The following is a 23,955-nucleotide window of genomic DNA, read 5'->3' as shown; positions in this document are numbered from 1 at the left end:
TAAAATGCTTTATAGTAACATTAAATTGATTAAAATGAAAAAATATACAATCTTATTACTTTTACTTACCGCTGGGACACAGTTTTCGTGCAACCAAGATTTGGATCCTACGGTATATAGCAGTTTGACTAATACCAATGGGTATCAGACAAAATCGGATGCTATTGCGGCTATCAATTCCATTTATGGAAGGCTAAAAGGACCATCTGTAGGCGATAACTTCTCGTATTGGGCTACAAGACACTTTGCTCTAACAGATATTGCTACAGATTTAGGACATTGCCAATTTGGAGGAGATCCGGGACAATTATCATTAGGAACTTGGAATTCTGCAAACGGTCTTTTGAGAGAAGACTGGAACGCCATGTATAAATTGATTGCCAATGCCAATAATGCGATTTTCAACATTACACCAATGGGCGGTATTACAGCTGCTGAAAAAGCTCAATTTATTGCAGAAGCTAAATTCTTAAGATGTTCTGCTTACATGGATTTGACAGATTCTTGGGGACCAGTAATTTTGATTACTGAAGCTAATCTAGGAAACCCTGGATATTTAGATCAAACTCCGCCATCTTCTGTAGAAGAAATCGATGCTTTTATGATTAAAGAATTGACTGAAGCTGCTGATATTCTTCCTCTTAATTACAAAAACAATGACATTTATGGCACAAATGACGTAGGACGTGCTACAAAAGGTGCTGCTCTTACTTTATTAGCTAAATTATACTTAAGAAGCCACGACTGGCAAAAAGTAGCAACACTAACCAAACAAGTAATGGATTTAAATGAATATCAACTTTATCCTTCTTACTTAGGTTTATTTAAAGAAAGTAATAAATGGTGCAGCGAAAACATCTTCTCTTCTTTGAGTGACGCCAACACAAACGGAACGGAATTATTAAACCACTTTGGTCCAGTTGATCATCCTGTTGTTCAGAACAGATGGCAGTATTATACTGTAAACTGGGATTTCTACAATACTTTTGGAGATGAAGACGAAAGAAAACAATGCTTCTTCCCAGAATTTATGGGTACAGATGGTCTTCTTCATAAACAAGCACCTTCATTGGGAGCTCAACCACCAGCTGGGGAATTCTACATGCAAGACGTTTCTACAAAAAAATATGCAGATGACGAAACGACTACTTATTACGATGGTCATAGTGTAAATATTCTTCGTTATGCAGATGTTTTATTGAGCAGAGCTGAAGCATTAAACGAAATCAGCGGGCCAACCCAAGAAGCGATAGATCTTATCAACCAAGTAAAAGGAAGATCTCATGCAAAACTTCTAGTTTTATCAGATCATACGCAAACTAGTTTGAGAGATGCTATTTTACAAGAAAGAGGTTGGGAACTTTTCTACGAAGGAAAGCGTCGTTCAGATTTAATCAGAATGAACAAATATGATGTTTTAGTAAATGCATACCACCTTAGAGTTGGTGAGGCCGCTTTAATCAAAATGCCGCAAAACAAATATTACACGTATCCGCAAAGTCAGGTAGACCTTAATCCGAACTTAAGCAACGCCGACAGACAATAAAGAATATCCAAATCAAGAACAGGCAGTTAAATGTCTGTCTGTTCTTGAATTCTTATAACAATAAAAGTACTTTTCTGTTTCACAAAAGAAGCTTTTCAGATGATCAAAAAATTAATACAAAAAGGAAGTTTTATTTTAGTTCTGCTTGCATTGGCAAGTTGCTCTAACAACCAAATTATCTCCAATGTCAATATTGGCACTCATGGCAACAACGAATTGAAAATTCAGATCGATGTTACGACGAATGACCAAGCACAGATATACGCAGAATATTGGTCGGACAAAAAAGGAAATCAAAGTAAAATCACCTCTCCTATTTCAAAATCAGGTCTTAAACATTCACTGGTACTTTGCAACATAACTCCTGAAACCAATTATAGTTTTCAATTAATAACGGTTCAAAACGGTAATAAACAAACCAGTAAAGTTTATACTTTCAAATCTAGAAAACTTCCAGAATGGCTACAAAAACAATTTAAAGCCAATTGTCCGAAACCAGAATTGCTTCCTGAAAACTTCAAAAAAGGCTTTCTGCTTTTAGCGAAAAGAGAAACTCCTGGAACGGCTTATATTGTAGATTATAAAGGAAATTTAAGATGGTACCATACTCTTGAAGGAACTGGATTTAAAGTTACTCATTTCACAAAAGAGCAAACCATTCTTTCTATTTTAGGCACAAATGATGAACCAACAAGTTATGGAAGCGAAATTCTAGAAATTAATCTTCAAGGCGATACTTTAACCCACATCAAAAAAGGACAAGGTGATTTAAAACAGGTTCTTCATCACGAAATCATCAAAAAATCGGCTGACGAAATTGTCGCTTTGACTGTCGAGCAAAAAATAATCGATTTAACTTCTATTGGAGGAAAAAAACAAGATACGATCAACGGAGACGGAATTTTAATCTTAAATAAAAAAGGAAAGCAACTCTGGAAATGGAGCGTTTTTGATGATTTAGATCCGTTTAAAGATAAAGATTTACTAAAAACTAAAAAGGATTGGACACATGCCAACAGTTTGAGCTACGATACAGATGGAAACTTTTTAATTTCTTTCTACAACAATGGCCAGATCTGGAAAATCAATTCTAAAACAGGAAAAGTAATCTGGAAATTAGGAAAAGGAGGAACAATGAAAATGGCTCCCGACACCAATTTCTCTCAAGCGCATGCTGCACATATTGATCAAAACGGCAGTTTACTGTTTTTTGATAATGGTGTCGATATCAAACAATCTTCTGTTTTTGCCTTAAAAGTGGACGAAAAAAATAATGATGTAAAACTTGATTTTCATATCAAATTACCAAAAGATATATACAACGACAGAATGGGAAGTGCTTATATGATCAATAAAGACCTCTTTTTAGTTTGCTGTTCTAAAAGACATATTACCGTTTTAACCAATAAAAAAGGAGTTCTGTTATGGGCTTTAGAATCTGAAATTCCACCATACAGAACCATCTTTATTCCTGAAGAAAAACTGAAACCTTTTCTTCTAAATTAAAAAATAGTAACCATGAAAAAAACAATTCTTATCGGACTTTTTTCAGCATTGTCAATGGCTGTTTTCAATTCCTGTACCAAATCAAATTCTCAAACTTTGGCTTCAAAAGTAACCGAAGAAGAAGACGAAGGTTATATTACAATTGATACTTCTAAAATTCCTGATGATCAATTTGGAGAATCGGTTCGTTACGGAAGAGAATTAATGATGAAAACGGCTTATTACATTGGTCCAAACGGAAAAAACGGACAATATTTAGGCAATAAAATGACCTGCACCAATTGCCACCAAGATGCTGGTACAAAACCTCATGCATTCAATTTGATGTCTTCACATGATAATTATCCACAATATCGCGGGCGCGAAAACAAGGTGCTTACACTAGCAGAAAGAGTTAATAACTGCATTATGCGTCCGCATTCTGGAAAACCGCTTCCGTTGGACAGTAAAGAAATGGTGGCGTTTTTATCTTATTTCAAATGGATTAGCAAATTTGTACCAAAGGATGGTAATTTTAAAGGAGCTAAAAATTTGGAAATAGAATTTCCAGATGTTGCCGCAAGTCCAGAAAGAGGAAAAGTTTTATTTGCTGAAAACTGCGCAAGATGCCACGGAAACAATGGCGAGGGAGTTTATAATGCCGACAAATCGGGTTACACCTACCCTCCACTTTGGGGACAATACGGTTATCAGCCAGGTTCAAGCATGCACCGTGTAATCAAACAGGCACAATGGCTAAAAAGCAATATGCCTTATGATAAAGTACTCCTTGGAAAACCATATCTTACAGACAAGCAAGCACTTGACATTGCAGCTTATGTAAACGATGATAAAATTCATACCAGACCAAACCCTAAAACATTTGATTATCCGGATAAAATGGGCAAACCAATCGATTATGCGCACAATCCGTTTAACGATAATTTCTCTGAAGAACAGCATAAATATGGACCTTACAAACCTATTATAGCTTATTGGAAAAAACAAGGATGGAAAGCCGTTTACTAAACTCAAAATATACTATTTAACCTGATTATACAATGAAACTAAACCTAAACAACACAACGCTTTTAAGCAGAATATTGATAATGTGTTTTATCACGATCAGCATTCCTCTAACTGCACAAATTAAATATTCAGACGGAAATGACAGCTGGAATCCGAATCAATTAGGAAATCACCGCGCTGTTGTTGCTTTTTCCGGTTCAGGAAATGTTGCTAAAACAACCATCGAATGGCGAAGAAGAGACACAAATCCAGAACTTAAAAAAATTATCGTTCAGGATGCGTCTGGAAAAGAAATTCAGAACATAAAAACCGAAAATATCAATAGAGAAAACGGAGCTATTTTCTTTGAACCCATTTCTGGAAAAGGAACATACTACGTTTATTATATGCCTTATGTTGATGAAGGAACTGCTAATTATCCTAAAGGAATTTATCAGAAGCCAGAAAACAAAGCTGATGCAAAATGGCTGTCTAATGTAAAAGCAAACTTAAAAGACAATGCTACTGTAACAGAAATTCAGAGCGTAAATGCTTTCAATAGTTTTTACCCAATGGAAGTAATTGCTACAGCTTCTGAAACTTCTGTTCTTGTGGCAAAAAACAGCGGAAATTCTTTCTTGGTTTTCCCAGAAGACAGAGAACATTCTATCAAATTAAAATCAGATTTGCCACAAAGATGGATTCAGAAGGGCGTTCAAAACAGCTTTTCTAATACGGCAATGAAAGGCGAATATTTAGCTTTTCAATTAGGCGTTTACGCTCTTGAAGATTTAAAAAATGTAAAAGTATCTTTTACCAACTTAGTTAGTACAACTGGAGCAACTATAGAAGCTAAAGACATTAGTTGTATCAATACTGACGGAACAAAATATGACGGAAATCCTTTTACAAATACTGTTTCAGTTTCAAAAGGAAAAATTCAGGCAATGTGGTGCGGTATCGATGTTCCGCAAACTGCAGCTGCTGGAACGTACAACGGAAAAGCAACTGTAACTTCTGACGGAAAATCAAAAGAAATCAGCCTTCAAATTACGGTTTCTAATGAAGTTACAAAAAACGGAGGCATCGACAGTCCTGAAAAAATGACGCGTCTAAAATGGTTAAACTCAACTTTAGCGCAAGAAAATAAGGTTATTGCTCCTTATACTCCATTAACCGTAAACAACTCTGAAATTTCATTATTAGGAAGAAAACTAATTGTAGCTCCAAACGGATTCCCAGCACAAATTCAGACGTTCTTTACTCCAGAAATGACTTCTGTAACAACAAAAGCAAATGATATTTTAAGTTCTCCACTTGATTTTCATTTTGTTGATGCATCTGGAAAAGAAGCGCAATGGAAAAACAGCGGTGTAAAATTCACTAAAAAAGAAGCGGGAACAGTTTCTTGGGAAAGCACTTCGACTTCAAAATCGGTTCAAATGGATGTTAACGCTTCTGTTGAATTTGACGGTTTTGTACATTATATTGTAAAAGTTACGGCTCTTGAAGACGTTACCTTTAACGACATTAATTTCCAAATGCCAATGCAGCCAACATCTGCAAAATACATGATGGGATTAGGTCAAAAAGGTGGAGATCGCCCTGCAACTTTTGACTGGAAATGGGATGTAGCACATAAAAACCAAGACGGCGCTTGGATTGGTGCAGTAAACTCTGGATTGCAGTTTTCTTTAAGAGACGAAAAATACAGCCGTCCGTTAAACACGAATTTCTATTTGCAAAAACCTTTGCTATTGCCAACTTCTTGGGGTAACGAAAATAAAGGTGGAATTACGATTACACCAAACCAAAAATCGGTTCTAGTAAATGCGTACAGCGGAGCTAGAACAATGAAAAAAGGTGATGTTTTGTACTATAACTTCAACTTATTAATTACGCCATTCCACACCATCAATACCGATTTTCAATGGGATACGAAGTTTTACCACAAATACAGTCCGATCGATTCTATTGCTAAAACTGGCGCAACGGTAATCAATATTCACCACGCAAATGCAATCAATCCGTATATCAATTATCCTTTTATCGAATTTAAAAAGATGAAAACGTATATCGATGAAGCACATGAAAAAGGTTTAAAAGTAAAAATCTATAATACGATTAGAGAGGTTTCTAACAAAGCTTATGAGACTTTCGCTCTTAGAAGTTTAGGTCACGAAATCTATTCTCCAGGAAAAGGTGGCGGTTTCTCTTGGCTTCAAGAACACGTTGGCGATGATTATATCGCTGCTTGGTTTGTTCCTGAAATTAAAGATGCCGCAATTGTAAATAGCGGTATGAACCGTTGGCATAATTATTATGTGGAAGGAATGAATTGGCTGACTCAAAACGTGGGTATAGATGGAATTTATTTAGATGACGTTGCTTTCGACAGAATCACGATGAAACGTATCAAAAGAGTTTTAACCAAAGATGGCCACCCTGGAATTATCGATTTACATAGTGCAAATCAATACAATAAAAGCGACGGTTTCAACAATAGCGCTAATTTATACATGGAGCACTTTCCGTACATCAATAAATTATGGTTTGGAGAATATTTTGATTACGAGAAAAATCAGCCTGACTTTTTCTTGACTGAGGTAAGCGGAATTCCGTTTGGATTAATGGGAGAAATGCTTCAGGATGGTGGAAATCCGTGGAGAGGAATGGTTTACGGAATGACAAACAGATTGCCTTGGAGCGATGGTGCAGATCCGAGAAATATCTGGAAAGTTTGGGATTCTTTCGGAATTAAAGGTTCTGAAATGATTGGATATTGGAGCGAAAACTGTCCTGTAAAAACAAACAACGACAAAGTTCTAGCAACAGTTTACAAAAAGAACGGAACGGCTTTAATTTCAATCGCAAGCTGGGCAGATGCTGATGTAAATGTGAAACTAAATATTGACTGGAAAAAACTAGGAATCAATCCTGCAAAAGCAACTATTAGTGCTCCAGAAGTTACCAATTTCCAGCCTGCAAAAACGTTCACAACAAAAGACGAAATAACTGTTCCTAAAGGAAAAGGATGGTTATTGATTGTGAAGTAATCAACAATTACCTCGCACTGTTTGTCATTTCGACGAAGGAGAAATCACACAAGAAATTCCATACAGAAAATCGCCAATCTTTATCGATTTACGAGTGTGATTTCTCCTTCGTCGAAATGACAAAAAAGCTAAAAAATAAGCCACAGATTGCATAGATTACACAGATTATTTTGTACACACAGATAAAAAAAATCCCTGTAATCTGTGTAATCTGTGGCAAAAAAAATAACCACAAAAAAACTAGCTCTCCATCATGAAATTTAGACCATTACTATCCTTTTTACTCCTTGGAAGCCTCTTTGTCTCAGCACAAAACAAACCCACTATAAAAGAATACAAAAAAGTATTTACGACATATCCGTTCTCAGATCCCGATCCGATTCCGAAACCAGATAACAAGTTTTATCCGTATTTCCGTTTTGATGGTTTTACCGATAAACCCGTTCAGAAAGAATGGAAAGTAATCGAAATTGAAAACGATTATATTAAACTGATGATTTTGCCAGAGATTGGCGGAAAAGTCTGGTCGGCTATAGAAAAATCTACAGGAAAAGACATTGTTTACAATAATCACGTTGTAAAATTTAGAGACATTGCCATGCGCGGACCGTGGACAAGCGGCGGTGTTGAAGGCAATTACGGAATTATCGGCCACACGCCAAACTGCGCCACTCCTGTCGATTATAAAATCATAAACCGAGAAGACGGAAGCATTAGCTGTGTAATTGGAGTTTTAGATTTATTAACTAGAACTTCTTGGAAATTAGATATCAATCTACCGAAAGACAAAGCCTATTTTACCACAAATTCGTTTTGGTCTAACACAACCGAATTCGAACAGCCTTATTATACTTGGATGAATACGGGAATAAAAGCTGCCGAAAATCTGCAGTTTATTTATCCAGGACAGACTTACATTGGTCATAACGGAGATTACCATTCGTGGCCACTAGATAAGGAAAACGGTAAAGATTTATCTTTCTATAAAAACAATAATTTTGGCGGTTACAAATCGTATCACGTATTCGGGAAATACGATGATTTCTTTGGCGGATATTATCATGACGAAGATTTCGGAATGGGAAGATACGGCAATCACGACGATAAGCCGGGTAAAAAAATCTGGATTTGGGGATTGTCCCAGCAAGGAATGATTTGGGAAAAACTATTATCCGATACTGACGGACAATATGTAGAAATACAAAGCGGAAGATTGTTTAATCAGGCTAGCGAAGGCAGTAATCTTACTCCTTTCAAACAACGTTCATTCGCACCATATCAAACGGATACTTGGACTGAATATTGGTTTCCTGTTAAACAAACAAAAGGTTTTGTAAAAGCAAACAATTATGGTTCAGTTAATATTAAAAACGAAAACGGCTGGCTGAAAATCTATTTTTCTCCACTTCAAAAATTAAACGAAAAAATTGAAGTTTTTGAAGACGATAAAAAAGTATATTCTAAAGATATTGCTCTGAATACGATGCAAACTTTTAAAGATTCTATTCAGGTAAAAGTCGATTCTAATAAATTGAAATTTGTTTTAGGCGGCAATAAACTGGTTTGGAATTCTGCTCCAGAAGATGGAAACATCAATCGCCCTCTAGAAATACCAAAAGATTTTGATCATAATTCGGTTTACGGATTGTATCAGCAAGGAAAAAACTATATCAGTTTTAAAGATTATGTTCTAGCTGAAGATAAATTGAATGCTTGTTTAAAATTAGATCCAAACTTTGCTCCTGCTCTTTCTGCATTGGCTTCTCTGCAAATCAGAAAATTAGATTACAAAGCAGCTGTAAATTCGGCAAGCAAAGCTTTAGCAATAGATACTTACGATCCTGCTGGAAATTATTTTTATGCTTTGGCAAACTTTCATTTAGGAAATACTATTGATGCAAAAGATGGTTTTGATATTGCTGCGGCAAGTGTTGAATTTAGAAGTCCAGCTTATACTGCTTTAAGCAAAATTTATTTAGCCGAAAATGATCTGCCAAAAGCTATTGAATATGCTGAAAAAAGCTTAGTATACAATCAATACAATATAGAAGGTTTACAGGTTTTAGCGGTTTTATATCGTCTTCAAAATAATTCAGATAAAGCAAATTCAGTTTTAAAAACGATTACAAAATTGGATCCGCTGAATCATTTTGCTGATTTTGAAAAATACCTTTCGAACAATTCAAACGATTCAAAAAATGCTTTTACTGCTGCCATTCAAAACGAAATGCCAGAACAGACTTTTCTTGAATTAGGAATTTGGTATAACAACATAAGCCGAAAAGAAGAAGCTTTAAAAGTCTTTTCTATCGCTGAACCAAGTGCTGAAATTATCTATTGGAAAGCCTTTTTAGAAAACAAACCAGTTGACGTAAGCAAAATCAAACCAGGAACTAGTTTTCCTTTTAGAAATGAAACCGCTGAAATTTTAAAATCATTAATTAAAACAAATGATCAGTATCAATTAAAATATCATTTAGGTTTAATTGAATGGAATCGCAACAGCATTTCAGAAGCTAAAAGATTGTTTTCAGAATGCGGTTCAAAACCAAATGATCCTGCGTTTTATGGAGCGAAAGCTTCGTTATTTAAAGATGATGCTTCGATAGTATTGGCAAGTCTTCAGCAAGCTATAAAATTAGATCCGCAAGGCTGGAGATACCATAAAATGCTTGCAGAACATTATATCGCCCAAAAACAATTTGATAAAGCGCTTACAACGGCGGAATCTTTCTATAAAAAACATCAAGACAATTACTTGATTGGAATGCTTTACGCTAAAACTTTATTGCTAAATAAAAAATACCGTGAAGCCGATGCATTTTTAACCAAATTGCAAATCCTTCCTTTTGAAGGCGCAACCGCAGGAAGACAATTGTATCACGAAGCTAAATTGATGCAGGCTTTAGCAGAAATCAAAAACAAGCAGTACAAAAAAGCATTACAATTTATTGCCGATGCCAAACTGTTTCCAGAGAATTTAGGCGTAGGAAAACCGTATGACGAAAATATTGATGAAAGACTAGAAAATTGGTTGGATTATGAATGTTATACCAATTTAGGAAACAAAGAAATGGCTTCTAAATCTTTGGACAAAATTGTCGCTTTCCGTCCTGTGATTGATAATACGGTTATGAATTTCCTTCCGGCAAATCAATTGGTTTCGGCTTGGGCTATCGAAAAAACATCTTCTTCACAAGAGGCCGAAAAATGGATTAAAACTCAGGCCAATTTATATCCTACAAATAAAATAGTGCAGTGGACTTTATTGTCTTACACCAAAAAACCATCGAATATTTTAAGTGAAGATGAAAAAGACGGCGAAGTTAGAATTATCGAAAAACTGTAAAGAACTTTCTAAAACAATAAAAATGAAAAACCATTTTTTAATATATACTTTTTTTGGTCTTGTCCTTTTGATGGCACCAAAAATAGAGGCACAAAACAAAACAGAAAAGGCAGATGAATTATCCATTTATCGCGCTACTCCTTTAAAAACACATGATTTAATTCATACCAAACTAGAAGTTTCATTCGATTACGGAAAACGCTATTTGTACGGAAAAGAATGGATTACTTTAAAACCGCATTTTTACGAAACCGATTCGCTTAAATTGGATGCAAAAGGAATGGATTTTAAAGAAATCGCTATTATTGATGGTAAAAAAAGCATTCCGTTACAATACAAATACGATAACGAAGAACTTTCTATCGCTTTAAACAGAAAATACAAAAGAACCGAAAAGTATACGATTTTTATTAATTACACAGCAAAACCAGCAGAACTGAAAAGCAAAGCTGGCGAATCGATTACCAATTCAAACGGATTGTATTTCATTAATCCTGATGGAAAAGGTGACAAACCAACACAAATATGGACGCAAGGCGAGACGGAAGCTTCTTCTTGCTGGTTCCCGACAATTGACAAACCAAATCAGAAAACAACTTCTGAAATTGCAATGACAGTTGAGGCAAAATATACCACGCTTTCAAACGGCAAATTAGCTTCCCACAAAGTAAATAAAGATGGAACCAGAACTGATATCTGGAAAATGGAACAGCCAAATGCGCCTTATTTATTTATGATGGCCGTTGGTGATTTTAAAATCTATAAAGATTCTTATAACGGTAAAGAAGTCAGCTATTATTTAGAGCCAAAATATGCGCCATATGCCAAACAGATTTTTTACAAAACGCCAGATATGATGAATTTTTACAGCAAAATGCTTGGTGTAGAATATCCATGGGCAAAATATGCGCAAATTGTGGTGAAAGACTATTTTGGAGGTGCTATGGAAAATACTTCTGCGACAGTTCATGGTGAATATGTTCAGAAAACAGAACGAGAATTATTAGATGATAATCAAGAAAGTACCATTGCTCATGAGCTTTTTCACCAATGGTTTGGAGATTATGTAACGGCTGAATCTTGGTCAAATTTAACAATGAATGAATCGTTTGCTACTTTTGGAGAAGTTCTTTGGCACGGTCACGATGCTGGACAAGATGCTGAAGACAGATCTCGTTATGAAAAATTACAGAATTATTTACGCTCACAAAAAAATGGTGACAGCCCTATTTTAGCCCGTTTTCATTACAGAAACGCAGACGATATGTTTGATAATATCAGCTATTCGAAAGGTTCGATTATTTTGTATGCCATGAAAAACCAAATGGGTGACGAAGCTTTTTTTAAAGGACTAAATCATTATTTAACCACAAACGCTTATAAATCTGGAGAACCGCATCAGCTGCGTTTATCGATGGAAGAAGTGACTGGAAAAGACTGGCTGCCTTATTTTGATCAGTGGTATTATAATGCTGGAAGTCCGATTCTGGATGTGATTTACAAATATGCTAACGGAAAAATTACCATTACAATAAGTCAATCTCAGGATAGTGCTGTGCAAACCTTTACACTGCCTTTAAAAGTTGATTTTTACGTAAACGGAACTAAAATAAGAAAGGATATTTTAATTGATAAAAGAACGCAAAGTTTCAGTTTTGATCTTCCTTCAAAACCAGAATTTATAGATTTAGATCCGGATAAAATTCTAGTTGGTGAAGTTAATGTAGATAAAAAAACGGCTGCTGATTATCTTTTTCAATATAAAAATGCGCCATCGTATTACAACCGAATTGAAGCTATCAAATTTGCTTCAAAAGATAGAAGTCAGGAATCACAACTTATTTTACTGGAAGGTTTAAAAGATCCCCAAGAAGACTTAAGAGTGTTGAGTATAAAAACAATTGATTTAAATGAAAAACAAACCAAAGATCAGGTTTTAAAATCACTGCTTGACATTGCAAAAAACGACAAAAAGACCATTGCCAGAGCAAATGCTATTGTAAAATTGGCTTCTACTGGAGATACTTCTTATAAAACGTTAATGGAAGAAAGCATTAAAGAACAATCATACAACGTAATTGCTGCAGGATTAGCAGGATTAACAAAATATGCACCAGCCGAAGCAGATAAGGCATTGGCTTCATTAGATGACGATACCCAAAAACATGTAACGCCATTAATAAAAAGATTTAGTAGTCAAAAATAATTATAAAAGTCCTTGGATTGTTTTGTTTTTGAAAACCTCTCTAATTTGGTTCATTAGAGAGGTTACTTTTAGAATAAATTACCACTAAACTATCACTTATGAAAACTACCTTTTTTAAATCTACTATAGCTCTTTTTCTTTTGTTCGGATGGACAATTGCATCGGCACAAATGATTAAGACCAAAACTCCTGCGCGTGCAAAAGGACAGCAAGATGTATTGAGAATGGCTGCAGATCCAATTCCGACCGTTCGTGTTGCTTTTATCGGACTTGGAATGCGCGGTCCTGGCGCCGTTGAACGTATGACACATATTCCGGGTGTAGAAATTGTAGCGTTGTGCGATATGACTCAGGAAAATACAGCAAAATCAAATGAGATTTTAACGAAGGCAGGTTTCCCAAAAGCACAGGAATTCTATGGTGATGAAAATGCTTGGAGAAAAGTAACGGCTTTGCCAAACGTAGATTTAGTTTATGTAGCTACAGACTGGCTCCACCATGCTTCTATCGGAGTTCAAGCCATGAAAGACGGAAAACACGTTGCAATTGAAGTTCCAGGAGCTTTAACCATGAAAGAAATCTGGGAACTTATTGATACTTCAGAAAAAACGAGAAAGCATTGCATGCAATTGGAAAATTGTGTTTACGATTTCTTCGAACTGACTACTTTAAACATGGCTCAGCAAGGTCTTTTTGGAGAAATTCTTCATGCTGAAGGTTCTTATATTCACGGTTTACAGCCTTTTTGGGGAGAATACTGGAATAACTGGAGAATGGATTACAATATCAAACACCGCGGCGATGTTTATGCGACACACGGTATGGGGCCTGCGTGTCAGGCACTAAACATTCATCGCGGTGACAAAATGAATTTCTTGGTTTCTATGGATACAAAAGCCGTCGGAAATCCTGCTTACATTAAAGAAAAATCAGGAAAAGAAATTAAAGATTTTAGAAACGGTGATCATACCATGACGATGATTCGTACCGAAAATGGAAAAACAATTCAGATTCAGCACGATGTGACTTCTCCTCGCCCGTACAGCAGAATGTATCAATTGAGCGGGACAAAAGGATTTGCCAATAAATATCCGCTTGAAGGTTATGCATTGGACGGAAAAGAGTTAGGTGACGATGTAAAACCAAATCACGAAAAATTAAGTGCGCACTCTTTTGTTCCTGAAGAAGTGAAAAAAGCATTAATGGAAAAATACAAACATCCAATTGCTAAAGGAATCGAAGAACAAGCCAAAAAAGTAGGCGGTCACGGCGGAATGGATTTTATTATGGATTATCGTTTAATTCACTGTCTGCAAAAGGGACTTCCTCTGGATATGGACGTATACGATTTAGCCGAATGGTCTTGTCTTGGTCCATTAACAGAAATTTCATTAGACCATAATTCAGCACCCGTTGAAATTCCAGATTTTACGCGTGGAGGCTGGAATAAACTTAAAAAATTAGAGTTTTCAGAATAAATATATTGGTTAGTTAAAGAGGGACAAGAGGGCAAAGTAGATGTTGCTCTCTTGTCTGTTTTAGACCGTTCATAAATTTAGATTGTAAAAAATATGTCGCTCCTCTGGAGCTTTAAATTGTAAACATCTATTCTTTGCTATAAATATTTCGCTTCTCCGAAGCTTGTAAAAAGAGCTCTTCTTCTGAGATCTTTTTTAAATGGACGAACATTTATAAAAACATATTGCAAACCCCCCAGCGGGGTCAAATATTTATAGTATTTCAATCACGTTCATGAAAAAGCTCCGGAGGAGCGACATATCTTAAATTGTGAAAAGATATGTCGCTCCTCCGGAGCTTTACATTGTATATGTATATTCTTTGCTATAAATATTACGCTTCTCCGAAGCTTATCTCTGGAGCTCTTCATATTGTATACATTTATTTTTTTCTCTAAATAATTCGCTTCTTCGAAGCCTACAAAAAAAGGAGCTGTCTTTTTGAGACACCTCCTTTCTTAATTTTATTTGAATAAAAATTAATTCCAGTTGAAACTAATTCTTTTTTCGATTTCACTGCTTAAACTTAGAAATACTGGGCAAGTCATTGCAGCACGTTCCAAAATCGTTTTGCTTTTTTCGTCAGCATTACTTTTCATTTGAAATACAATTTCGATTGCTCCAATTCTTCTTGGTTCTGCATTCATAATTTTAGTTACTTCAGCTGTAGAACCAACAAAATCTACTTCCAAATCACGGGCTTTAATTCCCATAATGGTCATCATGCAGCTTGCTAATGCGTTTGCTACAGTATCTGTTGGAGAGAATGCCTCACCTTTTCCGTTATTATCTAATGGTGCGTCAGAAATGATTTCGCTTCCTGATTGCACGTGAATTGAACTTGTTCTTAAATCTCCTAAATAGGTTACTTTTGATGTCATTAATTTGCTACTTTTAAAGTTAAGTCACTATCATAATATAAGATGTAAACACCTTTATTAGCGTGTCCGCCATCTTCTTTTCTATAATATTGAAATTTATTGTCTACTTGCTGAGTCGTCATCAAATCAGCTGTTTCTTGAAATGTTTTTCCTTGAGATAAACGCATCATCGTGTCAAAAGTTACATCAAATCCTCTAGTTGCATAAGTTGTTGGATTTGCTTTGTTTTTCAAACGAAATTGTTTTTCATAAATTAAAACTGGCTGTTCGTCACTTTCGCGCGTTACAGAAGGATACATTAATTTCAATTTTATCAAATTATCAAAACTAATTTCATCTGTATCCAATGTGCTGTTTGGCTCTAAAATCACCAATTGAACCTGACATGTTTTCTGAGAATCAAGCAATGCTTTAATTGTAGCTTTAACCATTGCTGTATTACCGGTTTCCATCACAACATAATTCATTCGATTTGGCATCAACAAGCTTTTTAAATTAGCCACATCCAAACCACCAGTTTCTGTTAAAGTTGCAAATGCAACTCCTTTTTGGTTTTGTCTGATATAATTAATAACCGATTCCTTTTTCTTATCTACCACCGCTACAATATTCCCATTTTTAGAACGCATATAATCAAAAACCGAATTTCTAATCACGTCATTTGAAGGTATAGTCTGGTATAAATTGTCAATCGGATTTGCACTATCTTTTGATAAAGGAGAAATTACCGGAACGTCATACGAACGCAGCATGTTTGCTGTCGTTTCTGCGTTACTTTGGTAAAATGGCCCAATTACAGCATCTGCATCTTGAAGCTTCGGAGTTAAACCTACAACATTAGAAGTTGTTTTAGTTTCCTGAGAATCGTAAATAGCAACATCAATTGGAAGTTTTAATGTTTTTGCAGAATCGATCGCCATCATAGCTCCAGCATAAAAATCTAAAGTCATGTTTAAGAACTTGTCGTTTTTAATTCTGTTAGCTGTTCCAGAAGTATCGCTTTGTACTTTAGCCAAATTAAAAGGAAGCAATAAAACTATTTTTTTACGCTCGTTAAGTCCTTTCTTTTTAGTCAATTCAACAATTTCTACGTTTTCGTTTTCAGTCGATTTTACTTTATCGACAATTTTAATTCCATCGCCAGTATTTTCAACTGGTTTATACACTGAAGAATCAGCAGGTTTATCTGGCACTTGTGCAGCAACAATTGGTGCTGGAGCCACATATCCTGTTGGAACTTTCAGAACCATCCCTTCTTTTACACCTTCAGAAAGTGACGGATTCAATGCCACTAGTTCTTCTTGCGACAAATGGAAAACTCTTCCTAAACTATAAAAAGTTTCTTTTGGTTTAACCTGATATTCCATGTAAGTCACTGCTTTTTTAGAAGTTTCAGCAGGCTTTTTACTTTCTACAGCTTTTGCCGTTTCTACTGGAGCAGCTTCTGTTTTTGGAGCTGTTCCTTTTATCGTCAATCTGTAACCAACTGGCAAGCTGTTCACAATATCTGGATTGCGTTTTTCCAATTCGTCAACCGTAATATTATACTGTTTTGCAATACCAAATTTTGTTTCTTTTGGCTGAACATCATGATAAACATATTTTTCGGCACCTTTTTCTTTCGCAGGTTTTGCTGCTGCTGCTTTTGGAGCAGATCCTTTTGCTGGAATAACCAATTTTTGTCCGATTTGAACACCTGTTTTTTCCAAAAACGGATTTGCCGCTTTTAAAGCTTCATCTGAAATTCCGTACTTGTGCTCAATGCTGTAAAATGTTTCCTTTGGCTGCACTTCATGAATAATTTCTTTTCCTGAAACAGCTGCTTTAGTTTCAGAAACTTCTTTTTTTGCTTCTCCTGTTTTTGTCGGAATCAACAGCACAGAATTGGGCACCAATCCCGTTCTTGCATCTGGATTGAGCTGATAGATATCATAAGGCGTTACCTTAAATTTTTGTGCAATCTGATTAATCGTCTCACCGCTCGATACTTTGTACTTCACCACTTTTTCTTGCGAAAATGCGCTGGAAGTCATAAAAAATACGAGAGACAATACTGTTAAATAATATTTCATAATAAGGCTTAAAACAATTTAATTTCTAATTCTAAAATAAGTTACGATTTTACTAAAAGCAAAATTCGCGCCGTTTGCTTTATCGCTGTAAAAATTACCTTAAATCGATTTCTACTTTAGCAATAATGATTTCTTTATATAACTCATCTTCTTCTTTTTTCTTGCATTTATAAAGCACTTCTTCCATGTTTTCGAACTTATCGGCGTAAACATAATACGAAAGGCTGTTAATGTTGAAAAAGAAGCTAGCGTTAAATTCACCAGAATCAATGAGTTTCATAATGAGCTTATCTCGGTCAACTGCGTCTGTAAATATACCTAAAACTAAGTAATACCCGTTTGAAACTTCTTTAAGATTATCATAAACTTCAACTTTTACTGTTTTGTCAGGCCTTAACGGATTGTCTTTCAATTCTTGTTTCATTTCTTGTAATGAAATTGTTTTTGAATTTTCAGCTGCACCCTTTTTTTCCTGTTTCTTAACCGCTTCATCCTGATATTTTTTCAATTTGATCAAAGCCAATTTATCATCAAATTTTCGAGCTTCCATACTATAATAAGAAGCTTTACTGATGTGTCTTTTTACTTCAATTTTTTTCTGAGTGTCCAAAGAATCTATTTTAGCAATTAAAAGCTGATTTTTTTCATCTCCTCTTTCTTGCTCGATTTTATAACGTTTAATTTCTTCTAAAGACAAACGCTGCTGCAAAGGTTCTGTATTAGATTTTTTCTCGCTTTCGCGGATTTTCTTCTTGTATTCCTGATTTTCCTCAACTGCGATTTTCTCTACTTTATTCATCAAACCAGCGTAGGCTTTTCTGTTTTCCGCCAGTTCCTTTTTCAATTGAGATGATAATTCATTTGTTTTATTGATTCCTTCAGAAGATTGTTTTTCCAATCTTTTAGATTCTTCAACATTCAAAATATCCATTCTCTTCAATTCTTTCAAATCATTATTCATTGAAGTGACAAGCGAATCTAATTTTGCCATTAAAATATCCTGAACATTCTTATTAGCTTCTAAAACCAATCGGAGTTTTTCAACTGAGTTTTCTTTAGAACCATTCATATCGTTCAAATTCACTTTCAGATCATTAATTTTTATAATTTTCTGATTCATTTCTTTCTGAACCACAAGACGGTCTTTTAAATCTTCAATTTCGACTGTTTTCGCTTTTGTTTTTTCAACCACAACTTGTTTTTCAGCCAAAGCCAACATCAATTCTTCACTTTCGTTTGATGGTTTTATGGCTGCAGTATTGATGGCTAATTTGTTTCCAACAACTAATCCGTTTACGATTTCAGGATTTTGAGATTCTAATTGATCAATTGAAATTCCGTATTTCTTAGCAATCGAAAACTTGGTTTCTTTTGGCTCTACAATATGAAAAATGGTTTCTTGATTAATTACACGAACTCTCCCATCCAAAGTTTTTCTTTTGTTCGGAATTGAAATCGTTTGACCAATTTGCAATCCATTAATCAAAATGTCTTTATTTAAATTTTCTAAATCTTGAACCGAAACATTGTATTGTCTCGCGATACTGAATAGAGATTCTTTAGCCACAACCTGATGCGTAGTTTTTGAAGAAACACCAGCTTCTGATTTAGTTGCACTATCTAAATTTTGGGGAATTATTAATTCTTGACCAATTTGGAGTCCGCTGGCCAGAATTTCTGAATTGGCATTCTGAATGGCTTCAACCGAAACATGATATTGTTTAGACAAACCAAACAATGTTTCTTTGGGTGCAACAATATGGGTTTGCTGCTTTGAATTTGTATTTTCTAAGGAGTGATGAACTGGAATCTTTATAATTTGATTATCCTTGATTCCGTTTTGCGATTCGGGGTTGAGTTTGTAAATCTCGTCTACAGAAACCTTGTATTTTTGGGCAATGAAAAAAGCGGTTTCTCCTTTTTGAATTCTGTGTTCAATTATTGCATCTTGTGCAGTTATTTTGTTAAAAGACAAAACAAACACAAGAGAAATCGTTAAAAGTTCTCTCATAAATAGTAGGTTGTAAAAAATTAAGGCCTTACAAATGTAAGACCTTAATTTTAAATTATGCTACTATTCCCACTCAATTGTTGCAGGTGGTTTCGAACTAATATCGTAAACTACACGATTCACGCCTTTTACTTTATTGATAATGTCGTTTGACACTTTCATCAAGAAATCATAAGGTAAATGAACCCAGTCAGCAGTCATACCATCTGTTGATTCTACAGCTCTAAGCGCTACTACTTTTTCGTAAGTACGCTCATCGCCCATAACACCAACACTGTTTACAGGAAGCAAAATTGCTCCAGCCTGCCAAACTTTATCGTATAATCCCCAAGATTTTAATCCTTCGATAAATACAGAATCAACATCTTGCAAGATCTGTACTTTCTCTGGCGTAATATCTCCTAAAATTCTAATTGATAATCCAGGTCCTGGGAAAGGGTGTCTTCCTAATAATTCTGGATCTATTCCTAATGTAGCTCCTACTCTTCTTACTTCGTCTTTAAACAACATTCTAAGTGGTTCTACAATTTTTAATTTCATATAATCTGGCAATCCACCAACGTTGTGGTGCGATTTAATTGTCGCAGATGGTCCTTTTACCGAAACAGATTCAATAACGTCTGGATAAATAGTTCCTTGTGCTAACCATTTTACGTCTTCTAATAAATGCGATTCATCATCAAAAACTTCGATAAATACACGACCGATTGTTTTACGTTTCGTTTCAGGATCGCTGATTCCGGCCAATTCGCCAAGGAAACGATCTCCAGCATCTACTCCTTTTACATTTAATCCCATTCCTTTGTATTGATCTAATACGCTTTGGAATTCGTTTTTACGTAAAAGTCCGTTGTTAACGAAGATACAGTATAAATTTTGCCCGATTGCTTTGTTTAATAAAACTGCCGCTACAGTAGAATCTACTCCTCCAGATAAACCAAGAACCACTTTATCATTTCCTAATTTCTCTTTTAGTTCTGCTACCATTTCGTCAACGAAAGCATTTGGAGTAAAGTTTTGAGGAACTTCAGCAATTTTAACTAAAAAGTTCTCCAGCATTTTTTTACCATCTGTAGAGTGGTAAACTTCTGGGTGATATTGAATTGCATAAGTAGTTTCGCCTTCAATTTTGTAAGCTGCGTATTCTACGTCATGCGTGCTTGCTAATTTTACAGCATTTGTTGGAAGCACTTTGATACTATCGCTATGGCTCATCCAAACCTGGCTGTTTTCTGAAACTCCTTCAAAGAAAGTTTCACCTTCTTTAATATAAGACAAGTTTGCTCTACCGTATTCTCTTGTATTGGAAGCAGCTACTTCACCGCCGCTGAAATGAGCCAAATATTGAGCTCCGTAACAAACAGCAAGCAAAGGCATTTTACCTCTAATTTGTGATAAATCAGGATGTGGCGCATCTTCTCCTCTAACAGAGAAAGGGCTTCCTCCTAAAATTACGGCTTTATAACTTGATAAATCACTTGGAATGTGATTGTAAGGAAAAATTTCGCAGAATATATTTAATTCGCGAACTCTACGCGCAATAAGCTGAGTATATTGCGATCCGAAATCTAAAATAAGTACGTTGTGTTGCATGCGCAAAAATACTTTTTATATTCGAAATTGAAAAATCGGAGCAATGAAAAAAAATATTTTTTTTTCATTGTAGATTCTAAGATACTTAGTTACTAAGATTCTGAGCTTTTTTCTAGCTCAAAAACAAAAAACTTAGCATTTTAGAACCTTAGCAACTCAGTATCTTTGCAAATCCAAAAACCGAATTATTTCGTATCTAACGAAAAACCCAATTTAATTTAACCATGAAATCAAAAATTATTGCCCTGTCAGCTTTCTTATCGATCTTTTTTTGCTCTTGCAACACTGTTGATGATTTGCTGACTTTTACTATTTCGAACAATGCTTCGATTAAAATTCAAAGCACTTCTCCAATTAATCTGCCTTTAGAAATTATTACGCCAGAGGTTACGACCAATTCTTCTGCTGAATTTGAAAACAATAAGACAAAAGCAAATTTGGTAAAAGATGTAAAAATCAGATCGCTGAAATTATCAATTACAGATCCTTCGGATAAAACATTTACCTTTTTAAAATCTGTACATCTATATATTTCTACAGCTAACTCAGAAGAAATTGAATTAGCGTATGCTGACAATATCAATGTATCCAGCAATACGATCGATTTGATTTGTACTGATAAAAGATTAGATGAATATATAAAAGCAGACAGTTACAAAATCAGAACGAAAGTAACATTGAAAGAAACTTTAACAAAAGATGTGACCGTAAAAGCAGAAATGAAGTTTAAGGTTACTGCGGATCCATTTTAGTCTAAGATGCTAAGGTTCTGAGGTTCTAAGATTCTAAGATTCTGAGGTTTTAATCAGATTGTATAACAAAAAAGGAGATTCTATTTTAGAATCTCCTTTTTTGTTTGTGTTTAAGCTTCTGAAAAAAAAACTTAGTATCTTAGAACCTCAGAACCTTAGCATCTTAAAAAAATCACTCTTTCGTTACCACTATCGACGCTTTAAAACCTGCTGCTAGATTATCCCAGTAATCATTGGTTACTAGATTGCCTTTATCGTCGTAAACTTGTATTTCTGCTGTGTTTCCTCCAAGCGTTCCTATATTTAAAGCTTCAAAATCTAATTTATTAAAACCTTGTCCAAGATTGATTTTTACTTGCTGGAAATTGGAATCTAGCAAAATTCGGTCTCTTACCACAACTTCATTGCAAGATACTTTTACTAAATCGCCATCAATTGCTCCAAAATCTCGAAACTTCACTATAAAATATTCTGATTTCGTTTTAAAATCACCCAACGAAATATTCCTCTTTACCAACACGCCGCGTCCTTCTCGTAAACCAGCATCTTTCAAACTTTTATCTAAATCTTTTTCCATTTTTGCTACATATCGGTCACCGGGATTAGCAAAATCGGTTTCAGTAGACATGGTAAATTTGCTTTTTTCTTCTCCAATCTGAAATTTTGATTTTGGAGTTATAGTAGTATTTTCAAAAACATTTGGCGTTTTAATTGCCGGCATATCATTAAAATCTGCCTGCGGATCTTTGACTTCAGGAATCGGAGTCTTTTTGGGCTTCGCAGTAAACTTTCCCCCTGGAATTGCTTTGAATTTAGTATTAGACTCAATTTGAGCTGATACAGATATCGCAGTAAAAAATAATATGAAAAATAAAATGTGCTTCATTGAAAAAGTATTATCGAATCGCCTTTTATAATTAATACAAACCAAAAGTCTAGCATCACAAAAATAGTATAATTTAGTTAGGTGCTGCAACTTTAGGAGTTTTATAACATTAAATTAAGCTAATTTTTGGAATCAAAAAACCTGCCAAGATTTTTTATTTCATAAAAAATAAATTTCAATTTTACAATTTGCAAATTCCAAAGACTTACTTTTTAAAAGCATATAGCATTTTGATTATTAACAACTTATTCTTACCTTGAAGACTTTATTTACCATTTATAAATCACAGCAAAATGGATTATATAGATTACTACAAAATATTGGATGTTACAAAATCGGCTACCGAGGCAGACATCAAAAAGGCCTATAGAAAACTGGCTAGAAAATATCATCCCGATTTAAATCCGAATGATAAAGAAGCTGAGAAAAAATTCAAAGAAATAAATGAAGCAAACGAAGTTTTAAGCAATCCTGAAAATCGAAAAAAATACGATAAGTACGGTAAAGACTGGAAACATGCTGAAGAATTTGAAAAAGCAGGCTACGATCCGAACCAGCAGCAAAGCAGACAGCAAGGCGGTTATCAATATTCTGAAGGCGATTTCTCTGGTTTTGGAGATGGAGAATATTCTGGAAGCGATTTCTCCGATTTTTTCAATTCGATGTACGGCGGAGGAAGAAGCAGATCGCAATCTAAATATAGAGGCCAGGATTTTAATGCTGAACTGGTTTTAGATTTAGCAGAAGCCTACACAACACATAAACGAAACTTGTCTGTAAACGGCAAAAATATACGAATTACGATTCCGGCTGGTGTAGAAAACGGGCAAATTATCAAAATTCCGAATCATGGCGGGCCAGGTGTAAACGGCGGACCAAACGGCGATTTGTACATCACCTTTATAATTTCAAATAATTCAGATTTTAAACGTGAAGGAAATAATCTATATGCTGAGGCGCCAATTGACTTGTATACGGCTATTTTAGGAGGAGAAACTTATATCAATACTTTTGATGGAAAAGTAAAAATTAAAGTTCCAGCAGAAACACAACCGGGAACCAAAGTGAAACTGAAAGGAAAAGGATTTCCTGTTTATAAAAAAGAAAATCAATTTGGTGATTTATACATCACTTATACCATCAAAATTCCAACAAAACTTTCTGATAAGGAAAAAGAGTTATTTGAAGAATTAGCAAAACTTAGAAAGTCATGAAAAATAAAAACTTAATACAGATCAAACAGTTTTGTATCTATCACGAAATTGAAAACACCTTTATTACCGAACTTAATAATTATGGTCTCATTCATATTATTACAGAAGAAAATGACGAATTTCTAGAACCAGAACAGCTTCCTACAGTTGAAAAAATGATTCGAATGCATTACGATCTCAAAATTAATTTAGAAGGAATTGACGCCATTGCAAATCTTTTAAATAAAATTGAAGCCTTGCAGCAAAATTTAAATACGGTACAAAACAAGCTTCGCCTTTACGAAGAAAAAGAAACCGAATAACGATTTATATCACAAAAAAGCTTGAATTTCTGAATTGATTTCAAGCTTTTTTTTATTCCTTTCAGAACCATAATTCT

Annotated in this window: 15 protein-coding genes; 10 read left to right on the top strand and 5 right to left on the bottom strand. The window is 34.9% G+C overall.

Features of this window, described 5'->3' with window-relative positions:
- Positions 1 to 34 precede the first annotated feature (34 nt).
- The 7 genes from BSF41_RS12980 (at position 35) to BSF41_RS12950 (ending at position 14,128) form a co-directional block, all read left to right on the top strand.
- A complete protein-coding gene (locus BSF41_RS12980; protein ID WP_095929991.1) occupies positions 35 to 1,546 on the top strand; it encodes a RagB/SusD family nutrient uptake outer membrane protein in 1,512 nt (503 codons plus the stop codon).
- Positions 1,547 to 1,645: 99 nt separating this feature from the next.
- A complete protein-coding gene (locus BSF41_RS12975) occupies positions 1,646 to 3,052 on the top strand; it encodes an aryl-sulfate sulfotransferase (protein ID WP_095929918.1) in 1,407 nt (468 codons plus the stop codon).
- A gap of 12 nt (positions 3,053 to 3,064) precedes the next feature.
- Entirely contained in the window at positions 3,065 to 4,060 is a 996-nt protein-coding gene (locus BSF41_RS12970; protein ID WP_095929917.1) for a c-type cytochrome, read from the top strand.
- Between the two features lie 32 nt (positions 4,061 to 4,092).
- The gene (locus tag BSF41_RS12965) at positions 4,093 to 7,095 is read left to right on the top strand and encodes a glycoside hydrolase domain-containing protein (protein WP_253251819.1); all 3,003 of its coding nucleotides are present in this window, start codon (positions 4,093 to 4,095) and stop codon (positions 7,093 to 7,095) included.
- Positions 7,096 to 7,348: 253 nt separating this feature from the next.
- Positions 7,349 to 10,444, top strand: a complete 3,096-nt coding sequence (locus BSF41_RS12960; RefSeq protein ID WP_095929915.1) for a DUF5107 domain-containing protein — start codon at positions 7,349 to 7,351, stop codon at positions 10,442 to 10,444.
- Positions 10,445 to 10,466: 22 nt separating this feature from the next.
- Positions 10,467 to 12,650 carry a M1 family metallopeptidase gene (locus BSF41_RS12955; RefSeq protein WP_095929990.1) on the top strand — a complete coding sequence of 728 codons (2,184 nt, stop codon included), beginning with the start codon at positions 10,467 to 10,469 and terminating at the stop codon, positions 12,648 to 12,650.
- Between the two features lie 98 nt (positions 12,651 to 12,748).
- Positions 12,749 to 14,128, top strand: coding sequence for a Gfo/Idh/MocA family protein (locus BSF41_RS12950; protein ID WP_095929914.1), 1,380 nt, complete (start codon positions 12,749 to 12,751; stop codon positions 14,126 to 14,128).
- A 518-nt stretch (positions 14,129 to 14,646) separates the two neighbouring features.
- Here BSF41_RS12950 and BSF41_RS12945 read toward each other — a convergent pair.
- The 4 genes from BSF41_RS12945 to guaA form a co-directional block, all read right to left on the bottom strand.
- Positions 14,647 to 15,048 carry an OsmC family protein gene (locus BSF41_RS12945; RefSeq protein WP_095929913.1) on the bottom strand — a complete coding sequence of 134 codons (402 nt, stop codon included), beginning with the start codon at positions 15,046 to 15,048 and terminating at the stop codon, positions 14,647 to 14,649.
- Positions 15,048 to 17,120: a LysM peptidoglycan-binding domain-containing protein gene (locus tag BSF41_RS12940; RefSeq protein ID WP_095929912.1), complete on the bottom strand. Its 2,073-nt coding sequence runs from the start codon at positions 17,118 to 17,120 to the stop codon at positions 15,048 to 15,050. The genes BSF41_RS12945 and BSF41_RS12940 overlap by 1 nt, the downstream gene beginning before the upstream one ends.
- Positions 17,121 to 17,214: 94 nt before the next feature.
- Positions 17,215 to 19,131 (bottom strand): LysM peptidoglycan-binding domain-containing protein, encoded by a 1,917-nt coding sequence (locus BSF41_RS12935; RefSeq protein ID WP_095929911.1) that lies wholly within the window; start codon positions 19,129 to 19,131, stop codon positions 17,215 to 17,217.
- 63 nt (positions 19,132 to 19,194) lie between these two features.
- On the bottom strand, positions 19,195 to 20,724 hold the full coding sequence (gene guaA / locus BSF41_RS12930; RefSeq protein ID WP_095929910.1) for a glutamine-hydrolyzing GMP synthase: 1,530 nt from the start codon (positions 20,722 to 20,724) through the stop codon (positions 19,195 to 19,197).
- A 224-nt stretch (positions 20,725 to 20,948) separates the two neighbouring features.
- Between guaA and BSF41_RS12925 the strand changes: the two genes are divergently transcribed.
- Positions 20,949 to 21,476 (top strand): hypothetical protein, encoded by a 528-nt coding sequence (locus BSF41_RS12925; protein WP_095929909.1) that lies wholly within the window; start codon positions 20,949 to 20,951, stop codon positions 21,474 to 21,476.
- Between the two features lie 172 nt (positions 21,477 to 21,648).
- Here the strand turns inward: BSF41_RS12925 and BSF41_RS12920 are convergent, their stop codons facing one another.
- On the bottom strand, positions 21,649 to 22,362 hold the full coding sequence (locus BSF41_RS12920; RefSeq protein ID WP_095929908.1) for a hypothetical protein: 714 nt from the start codon (positions 22,360 to 22,362) through the stop codon (positions 21,649 to 21,651).
- A gap of 293 nt (positions 22,363 to 22,655) precedes the next feature.
- Between BSF41_RS12920 and BSF41_RS12915 the strand changes: the two genes are divergently transcribed.
- Positions 22,656 to 23,576 carry a DnaJ C-terminal domain-containing protein gene (locus BSF41_RS12915; protein ID WP_095929907.1) on the top strand — a complete coding sequence of 307 codons (921 nt, stop codon included), beginning with the start codon at positions 22,656 to 22,658 and terminating at the stop codon, positions 23,574 to 23,576.
- A complete protein-coding gene (locus tag BSF41_RS12910) occupies positions 23,573 to 23,878 on the top strand; it encodes a chaperone modulator CbpM (protein ID WP_095929906.1) in 306 nt (101 codons plus the stop codon). Before BSF41_RS12915 ends, BSF41_RS12910 begins: the two co-directional genes overlap by 4 nt.
- Positions 23,879 to 23,955 lie beyond the last annotated feature (77 nt).

The organism is Flavobacterium sp. ACN2, assembly GCF_002303885.1.
Lineage (GTDB): Bacteria > Bacteroidota > Bacteroidia > Flavobacteriales > Flavobacteriaceae > Flavobacterium.
The sequence above is the reverse complement of the archived record's forward strand: the minus strand, read 5'-3'. Positions and strand labels throughout refer to the sequence as shown.